Below are 1,501 nucleotides of genomic sequence, written 5' to 3'. Positions count from 1 at the left end.
ACGCGCTGCCGGCCGGCTCGCCGGCCGATGTGCCGCGCTGGAACACCAGCCCGCAGGTGATCGCGGTCGGCAGCGCCGGCCTCGGCGGCCAGCGCATCGACGTGGCCGCCGGCTGCACCGTGCTCGGCGTCAGCGGCCCGCTGGACTACAGCTTCCGCCGCTACACCATCTACCCGGAAACCGCGCCCACCGTGCAGTGCGACGGCGCCGACCAGCCCAAGGCCGCCCCCGCGCCGCAGGCCGACGACGTCAACATCGCCACCTACAACATGGAGCGCTTCTTCGACGACCAGAACGATCCGGCGATCGGCGAACCGGTGCTGACCGCGGCCGCCTACCAGGCGCGCCTCAACAAGGCCTCGCTGGCGATCCGCAACTACCTCAACACCCCCGACATCCTCGGCACGGTGGAGATCGAGAACCTGAGCGTGCTGCAGACCCTGGCCGACCGCGTCAACCGCGACGCGGTGGCCGCCGGCCAGCCCGATCCGCAGTACGTGGCCTACCTGCAGGAAGGCAACGACGTGGGCGGCATCGACGTCGGCTTCCTGGTCAAGACCGCGCAGGTCGGCGCCGGCATCGCCCGCGTCGAGGTGGTCTCGGTGAGCCAGGAAGGCAAGGCCGCCACCTGGACCGAGCCCAGCGGCACCGTCAGCCTGCTCAACGACCGCCCGCCGCTGCTGCTGAAGGCGGTGGTGCATTTCGCCGACGGCCGTGCGCTGCCGCTGACCGTGGTCGAGGTGCACCAGCGTTCGCTCAACGGCGCCGAGACCGACGACGCCAGCGGCCAGCGCATCCGCGCCAAGCGCCAGGCGCAGGCGGTGTTCCTGGCCAACCTGCTGCAGGCGCGCCAGACCGCCGATCCGACCGAGCAGTTGCTGGTGATGGGCGACTTCAACGCCTTCGAGTTCAACGACGGCTACGTCGATGCGATGGGCACCATCACCGGCCTGCCGGCGCCCGACGCGCAGACCGTGGTCGGCGGCGACGGCGCCACCCTGGTCGATCCGGCGCTGTACAACCTGACCCTGCTGTCGACGCCGGACCAGAGCTACTCCTACGCCTACGACGGCAACGTGCAATCGCTGGACCACATCCTGGCCAACCGCGCGCTGATGCGCTCGGCGCAGATCGCCGGTCTCAGCGAAGCCCATGCGCGGCTCAACGCCGACTTCCCGGCCGTGGCCCGCAACGACGCCAACTCGCCGGCGCGGCTGTCCGACCACGACCCGGCGGTGGTGCTGATCAAGCTCAAGCCGCTGGAGCGTGCCGACCTGAGCCTGCGCGTGAGCGCCGCCAACGCGTCGGTCTATGCCGGCGACACCATCCGCTACAGCGTGGAACTGGCCAACGCCGGTCCGGACGCGGCGCGTGCGGCGGCAGTCGCCTTCGCCCTGGACGCGGCGGTGGCCCCGAGCGTGACCGCCGCCCCGGGCTGGGACTGCGCCGCGCCGGAGGTGGCTGCGCAGACCGTGGTCACCTGCAGCACCGCGCAGTTCGC

At 71.7% G+C, this 1,501-nt stretch carries 1 pseudogene; it reads left to right on the top strand.

Annotated features, from left to right (window positions below):
• Nucleotides 1-1,501, top strand: a pseudogene (locus tag D180_RS18875) (endonuclease/exonuclease/phosphatase family protein); the annotation flags it as partial.

Origin of the sequence: Xanthomonas sp. SHU 166 (genome assembly GCF_000364685.1) — a bacterium.
GTDB lineage: Bacteria > Pseudomonadota > Gammaproteobacteria > Xanthomonadales > Xanthomonadaceae > Xanthomonas_A > Xanthomonas_A sontii.
This window is presented reverse-complemented; position numbering and strand designations above follow the sequence as displayed.